The following is a 7,079-nucleotide window of genomic DNA, read 5'->3' as shown; positions in this document are numbered from 1 at the left end:
GGCAGCTCCTACACAGATCGAGTTCACTGTAGGAGCTGCCGCAGGCTGCGATCTTTTTTGGGATCAGAACCGCGAACCCGGTTCGGAAAGAAACACCAACTCCTCAGCCGTAGATTCCCGCCCCAACACCACATTGCGATGCGGGAACCGGCCAAACCGCTCGATCACTTTCTGATGCCGCTCGGCGTAATCCAGATTGTCGGCAAACACCGCCCGCTCCGCCTCTGGCTGTTCAGCCACCAATTCGATAAATCTGGAAACGGCTTCGTTCTGCACCGCAAGGTTTTCACAGTGTTCGAACACCAGATAAATGAATACGCGCTGAATCGGTTTTAGCTGCCGATCAAAATCTGCGGCAATGCCTTGGGCGACGAGTTTCTGCGCGCGCAGATCACCGGAGAAGGCTTTGGGGGTGTCGCGAAATATCATTCGCGGCAGTTGATCGAGTAGCAGTACCAACGCCAGCCAACCTTCGGGACGTTGCGTCCACTCGGTCAATTCGCCGGCCAGGGCCTGATCGACAAAGACCCCGAAACGCTCACGCGCTTCGAGGTCTTGGCTGTCACGCTTACCGAACCACAACTTGCCCTTGTCAGCCGATATCTCGTCCGGGGATTCGGCTTGTCCGAACCACCAATCGAGCAACGGCTGCCAGGGCGCAGTCATGGTTTATTCCTTGTGGTAGGCCGTCGCGCGTGCGACTTCTTCTTTCGAGCCGAGGAACACCGCTACACGCTGGTGCAGGCCTTCTGGCTGAATATCGAGGATGCGCTGGTGACCGTCGGTGGACGCGCCGCCCGCTTGTTCCACCAGGAACGACATCGGGTTGGCTTCGTACATCAAACGCAGTTTGCCGGGCTTGGATGGCTCCCGGCTGTCACGCGGGTACATGAACAGACCGCCACGGGTCAGGATGCGGTGCACGTCGGCAACCATCGCCGCGACCCAACGCATGTTGTAGTTCTTCTTCAGCGGACCTTCTTCACCGGCCAGTAACTCGCCGACGTAGCGTTGTACCGGGGCTTCCCAGTGACGCTGGTTGGACATGTTGATGGCGAATTCCTGGGTCGATTCAGGAATGGTGATGTTTTCGTGAGTCAGCACGAAGCTGCCCATTTCGCGGTCCAGGGTGAAGCCTTTAACGCCGTCGCCCAAGGTCAGGATCAGCATGGTCTGTGGACCATAGATCGCGTAACCGGCGGCCACTTGCTGGGTGCCTGGCTGCAGGAACGCTTTCTCGTTCAGCGGCTCGTTCTGGCTCAGGTATTCGTTCGGGCAACGCAGTACCGAAAAGATGGTGCCGACCGGGGCGTTGATGTCGATGTTCGAAGAACCGTCCAGTGGGTCGAATACCAGCAGGTACGCGCCTTTCGGGTATTTGCCCGGGATCTGGTAGGCGTTGTCCATTTCTTCGGACGCCATGCCGGCCAGGTGACCGCCCCATTCATTGGCTTCGAGCAGGATCTCATTGGAGATCACGTCGAGCTTCTTCTGCACTTCGCCCTGCACGTTTTCAGTGCCCATGCTGCCCAGAACACCACCCAGGGCGCCTTTGGACACGGCGTGGTTGATCTCCTTGCAGGCACGCGCCACCACTTCGATCAGGAAGCGCAGATCGGCAGGAGTGTTGTTGCTGCGGGTCTGCTCAATCAAATAGCGACTCAGGGTAACGCGGGACATGGACGGCTCCGGTGGAATGGGGGGCTAAAAACCCGCGCAGTTTACAGGGAGTCTGAAACCGTAGCGAGCGAAGACGCCCGGTAACGTGCGTTGGGGTGCATTTGCCTGCATGAGACGTGAATGTGGGGGGAGAGTTCAGGTAGCGGGTTTAGCGTAGACCGGTTCGGGACGGATGGCGCAGGGTGCGCGCGACAGTTTGTGGATTTTTCTCGTCTGATCGGCCGTCATCGCTGGCAAGCCAGCTCCCACAGGATATGGGGTGTACACAAGACAGATGAACAACCGAGATCACTGTGGGAGCTGGCTTGCCAGCGAATGGCGCGCAGCGCCAGCCATTCTCAGGTATTGGTCGGAGGTTTGCGCAACAAGCTAAACGCCATGGCTCCGAGAAAAACCACACTCAACAACAAAACCGCCCACAACCCGATCTTCTTCCAATTGGTCTGCGCCACCGCCGCCGTGGTCGCTGTCGAAGTCTGCGTAGCCACCGCTTCACCCTGAACCACCGCCTTGCCCAACGTCGCCAGTTTCTCCGGTTTGAAATCCGGAATCAGCGTCGCCAACGGCAGATTCGCCGTTTTCACACTTGGACTGCCCAACGCCAAATTGTAAGGCCCTTCCCCCCGCGCGAGGAATATCACCTGAGTCGCCCGCACCGCGTACTTCACGCTCGGCGCTTGCTCACCGAGACCGCCGCCACGCTCGTCCACGGTCAGCTTCAACTGCTGCACGGTCTGCCCGTAGAGCTGCAGCTCGTTCTGCACCACATCCTGCCCATTCTGGGTCAGGCGATAGAGCAAACCATTGCTCAACGTTTGCCACGGCAGACTGCTTTCGCGGCGTCCGGCCAGCGTGACGGGCGCGAGGCTGTTCGGTTGTTTCAGCTCAACCTGCACCCGCTCGACATTGAGCCCCATCGGCAACTGCCAGGTGTATTCCCCGGCCTTGGTGCTGCTGCCCGCCAGCGCTTGCGACCAGACCAACGGCAGCGGCAAATCGCGCGGGTCGCTGCTTTTCAACTGCGCGGCCGTCAGGATCGGCGCCGAATTCGGCGACTCCCACAACAGCCGCACATAACGCGCCGATTGCCCCGGCAATGTCACTTCATGCTGCTCGATGCGTTCATCGGAAAAGGTCAGCCGTGCCACCTGCCCTTCGCCCCACGCTTGCCAATGTTGCAAGTCGTCGCTGGCTTCGATGCTGAAGCGCTGAAAGCCGTCGCGTTCGCTGGTCCAGTCGAGGATCAACTGCTGCAGCGGCGCCTTGATTGCACTGGCGTCGAGCAGCCAACCGCGCAGCACTTCTTCGCCCGCCTCCAGCTGACTCGACGGCTGCACTTCGACCAGCGTGCCGTTGGTGGTCGATTGCACGCGCACGTTCGGCGCGCGTTCGCTGGCGTCGGCGGCGTTGTACAGCGGGAACCACTTCACCTCATGCAACTGACCGTCATCACGGGTTTGCGCCGACTCGCGCGCCAGCGCATAGGCTTGCGGTTCGCCGGCGGCGTTGAACACGCGCAGATCACTGAGATCGGTCTGGCGCGCCTGCAATTGCACGCTCAGCGGCAATTCGAGGCGGTACCACGGGCCGTTGCCGCTCACCGCCAGCGGCACCTGCGTGGCGAAGTCCGCCGGTTTTTCCTGAGCGCCGGCCACCATCACCACGCCCAACGCCAACCAACCCAGATTCAGCATGCGACTCAAGATGAAACTCCTTCGGTGTCCGGGGCCGGTGTGTCCGCCGCCGGTTCAGCGTCAATGCGTTTGGGCGGCAGCGGGGCGAAATAGCCGACCACCAGCAACAACACGCCCACGCCGATAAACGAGACGATCCGGGCGAGGCCGCCACGGTTGCTCAGTTCGACAAAAATCAGTTTGGCGACCACCAGCGCAATCAGCGCCGCGCCGATCAGCCACACTTCGCGACGATGGCGCAGATGGCCGCCGATCATCAAGCCGAGCGCCATCAGCGTCCAGACAATGGACAAGCCGGCCTGCACCAGCATCGAGGCGAGCAGCGTATCCAGCTCAAACGGAATCCCCGCCCAATGGTGCGCGGCGCGAGTGACCAACGCGGTGCAGAAGGCGAAGAGCGAAACTCCGGCGATCAATTGCGTCGCGTAATCGGCGTAGTCCTGACGAATCGACATTTGCGACACCGCACTGCGCGACCACACATAGACGCCGAACAACGCGAACAGCAAGCCCAACTCCAAAGGGTTAAGCAGCGGCACGTACGGCAAAGGTTCGGCGTTGCCATCGCTGACGCCATTCGCCAGCCAGAACCACGCGAGCATCAGCACCGCCAACGGCGCGGCGGCATACAAGCGGTATTCGCGTGCGTACGCTGAGATCGGCCACGGCCAGTTGCGCGGGGCCGCCGCCAGCAGCAGATACAGGCTCGGCAGAATCGCCCAACCCAGCCAGCGCCAGGCGTTGTATTGCTCGGACAACAGCAGCAGGCCATAACGCAATTCCAACGCCAGCACGCCGATCAACAGCCAGCAACCCAGCACATGCGCGGTGCTCAAGGCCCGCGCCGGCAACATCGGCGCCAGGCGGCGCAGACTGAAGAAGTGCAAGGCGAACACTGCCGCCCACGCCAGCCAACCGAAATCGGCCGCCGGGTGATAACGCGAATGCCAGGCAGCGAGCAACACCAGCCCCGCCGCTGGAATCAGCAAGGTGCAGAGCAAGCCCAGCGCCGGCCATTTCAAGCGCAGCGACAGCACCGTCCACAACGCCACGCTGGCGGCAGCGACCAACAACAGCAACGTGCCTTGCAGAGTCGGCGGGGCAAATCTCAACACGTCGCTGACCCACGCCAACGCCCACCAACCGGCGCCCCACACCAGCAACACTTGGGACAGGCGTTGCAAACTCAGCGCATCGAAGGCCGAGGCGTGATTACCCAGTTGCAGGCGCCAGGCACCGATCAGCGCCGCCAGCCCGAGTACCAGCGGTGTCCAGAATCCGCCATGGGCCAAGGGTTTCAGGCCTTCGCTGGACAGTGGCCCGAGCAACTCCGGGCCTGCGAACAAGAACGCCGCACCACCGATCAGTTGCAACAGCAGGCCGAAGACAAAACTCACGCGCTGCTTGAGGTACAGGCTCAGCCAGATGATCAGCAAACCGCTGGCCGCCCACACTGCGCTCGCGGTTTGCCACGGCAGCACGAACAACACCGCCAGATTGATCAGCACCAGACCGGCCAACAGCACCACCGACAGACCGCGCAACAGACGCACATCCGCGCGCACCATGTCATCGCGAGCCGCCAACAGCATGCCGGCGATCAACGCCAAACCGATCAGCGAAGCACTGAGCAAGCCGCTCCAACCGGCGCTGAACACCGCCGCCGAATCTTCGCCTGCGCCTTGCAGACGCAGCAGGAACAGCGCGCCGCCGAGCAACTGCACGGCAAACGCGCTGAACAGGAATGTGCGCGATTGAATCCGCAGGCCGACAAACAACGTTGCCAACCCGGCCAGTGCCCAACTGATCGCCGTGCCTTGGGTAAACAAGAACAGTGGCGCCAGCAAATAGAGGAAGGTCAGGCCCAGACCGGCCAGTACTGGCAGACCTTGGTGCTCCCAGGCCGAAGCCTGTTCCGCCGAGGCCTTGCGCAGTTGATGGAAGCTGAACAGCAACGCCGCACCGAGCATCAGCGCACCCAGCGGAGCGCCGTCGAGCAGACTGCTTTCGCCAATGCGCAATTGACTGAGAAAGGCCAACGCCGAACCCAGTTGCAGCAGCAACGCAAAGGCCCTGGCGAACGGTCGATGCTGACGCAAACCCAGCCAGAAAATCCCCGCACCTTCCACCGCCCATGCCGCCGACGTCCAGCGTGCATCCAGCCCCAGCGGAATCGCCAGACTGGCGAAAATCACCCCGAGCGCCAAACAGGTTTCGCCGAGCAACACCGCGCGGCCGCTCATCAACACCTTGGCCAGCGCCATGTAGATCATGCCCAGCACCAGCGCACTGAACGCCGCAGCAAATTCCAGATGCTGCACCAGCGCAAACTGCAACCCGAAGCCAATGATCGGTGGGCCGAACAGCATGGTCCCGTCGACGTAATCACCCTTGCGCGCCGACCAATGCAGCAGCGCCTCACGGTCGTCATCCGCCGGTGCATCCGGCATGTCGCGCAACTTGCGTCGGGCGAACAGCAGGCCGATGGCGAGGTACATCAGGAAGAACAGAATCAAAAACGGCTCGGTGCTCCACAACAACTCCGGCGTATAGGAACGCAGGCCCCAGGCGAAACCGATGCCGAAGGTGCCGACGAAGCCGATCAGGTTGAGCAGGCGCCAAGCCTTGAACCAGGCAATGGCGAGAATGCCGGCGTTGAGCAAGGCAAAATAACTGAACAGCGCGACGTGGTTGCCGGCGCCAGTCGAGGTCAGGATCGGCGCGGCGAATCCACCCAGCGCGGCGACGGCGGCCAGCGCCAGCGAATCTTGGGTGACGGCCAGAATCGCCGAAAACACCGTCACCGCGACCAGCAATCCCAGCGCAGCAGACGGATCGAGCAACGGATGCAGACGCATCGCCGCAAACACCGTCAGGTACAGCACGGCAATCCCGGTGCCTTGCAGCATCAACGCATAACTGGCGTTGCGTCGCCGCAACCACCAGCCCAGCGCCAGCAAGCCCAACGCGGCAGCCGCCACGCCGGCGTAACGCACTTCAATCGGCACCACCATGCCTTCGGTGGCGTAACGCAGCAGGAACGCCAGACCGAAAAACAGCAGCACCACGCCAACGCGCAGCACCGTGTTGCCACCGAACAACCAATTGCGCGCAGCACTGATGCCGCGTTCGATCAGGTTCGGGCCACGGGGCTCCGCAGGGTTTGAAGGTTCGGGCGTGACGGCGTCGAGGCGCCAGACCTCGGCGGGCAGCGGTTGGCTGGTTTCGCTGGCGACGGCGTAAAGCGGTTCGAGTTCGGGTGGCAGTTCCCAGACCAGTTCCGGTGCCGGGGCGTCTTCCGTTGCCTTGACGGGCTCTATGATGGGCTCGGCGACAGGTTCCACGCTTGGCAGTGGCACCGCATGAGACGGCGAGCCCTCCAGCACAAACAGACGTTGCGCGACGCCTTGCAGGGCTTCCTTCACCTGTTCAAATTGTCGCTGTTGCTCCGCCATCTGAGAGCCAAGCCGCGCGATGCGGATTGTCTGCCCGATCGCCAGCCCCAGCAACGCGCCCAACAGCGCGTCACTGAGCGACTCGTCGAGCAGCCAGCCGAGCACCAGCCCGATCAACATGAACATCCATTGCATGGTCGATATCCCTAAGCGCGAAGGCTAATCCGGGAAGATTAGCGCAGCCTGACCCAAAAAGATCGCAGCCTGCGGCAGCTCCTACAGGGTTACGTGAACACCTGTGTAGGAGCTG

The 7,079-nt window shown here is 61.9% G+C and carries 4 protein-coding genes; all 4 read right to left on the bottom strand.

Going from position 1 to position 7,079, the window contains the following annotated elements; genetic code table 11:
* Positions 1–63: 63 nt before the first annotated feature.
* Entirely contained in the window at positions 64–666 is a 603-nt protein-coding gene (locus EJA71_RS01450; protein ID WP_158953695.1) for a DUF924 family protein, read from the bottom strand.
* Positions 667–669: 3 nt separating this feature from the next.
* Complete coding sequence (locus EJA71_RS01445; RefSeq protein ID WP_008080580.1) at positions 670–1,680, bottom strand: class 1 fructose-bisphosphatase; 1,011 nt, start codon at positions 1,678–1,680, stop codon at positions 670–672.
* A gap of 338 nt (positions 1,681–2,018) precedes the next feature.
* Positions 2,019–3,383, bottom strand: coding sequence for a DUF3999 domain-containing protein (locus tag EJA71_RS01440; RefSeq protein ID WP_158953693.1), 1,365 nt, complete (start codon positions 3,381–3,383; stop codon positions 2,019–2,021).
* The gene (locus EJA71_RS01435) at positions 3,380–6,964 is read right to left on the bottom strand and encodes a DUF2339 domain-containing protein (RefSeq protein WP_158953691.1); all 3,585 of its coding nucleotides are present in this window, start codon (positions 6,962–6,964) and stop codon (positions 3,380–3,382) included. Before EJA71_RS01435 ends, EJA71_RS01440 begins: the two co-directional genes overlap by 4 nt.
* Positions 6,965–7,079: the final 115 nt, after the last annotated feature.

This window comes from Pseudomonas sp. PB106, assembly GCF_009764645.1.
GTDB lineage: Bacteria > Pseudomonadota > Gammaproteobacteria > Pseudomonadales > Pseudomonadaceae > Aquipseudomonas.
The sequence above is the reverse complement of the archived record's forward strand: the minus strand, read 5'-3'. Positions and strand labels throughout refer to the sequence as shown.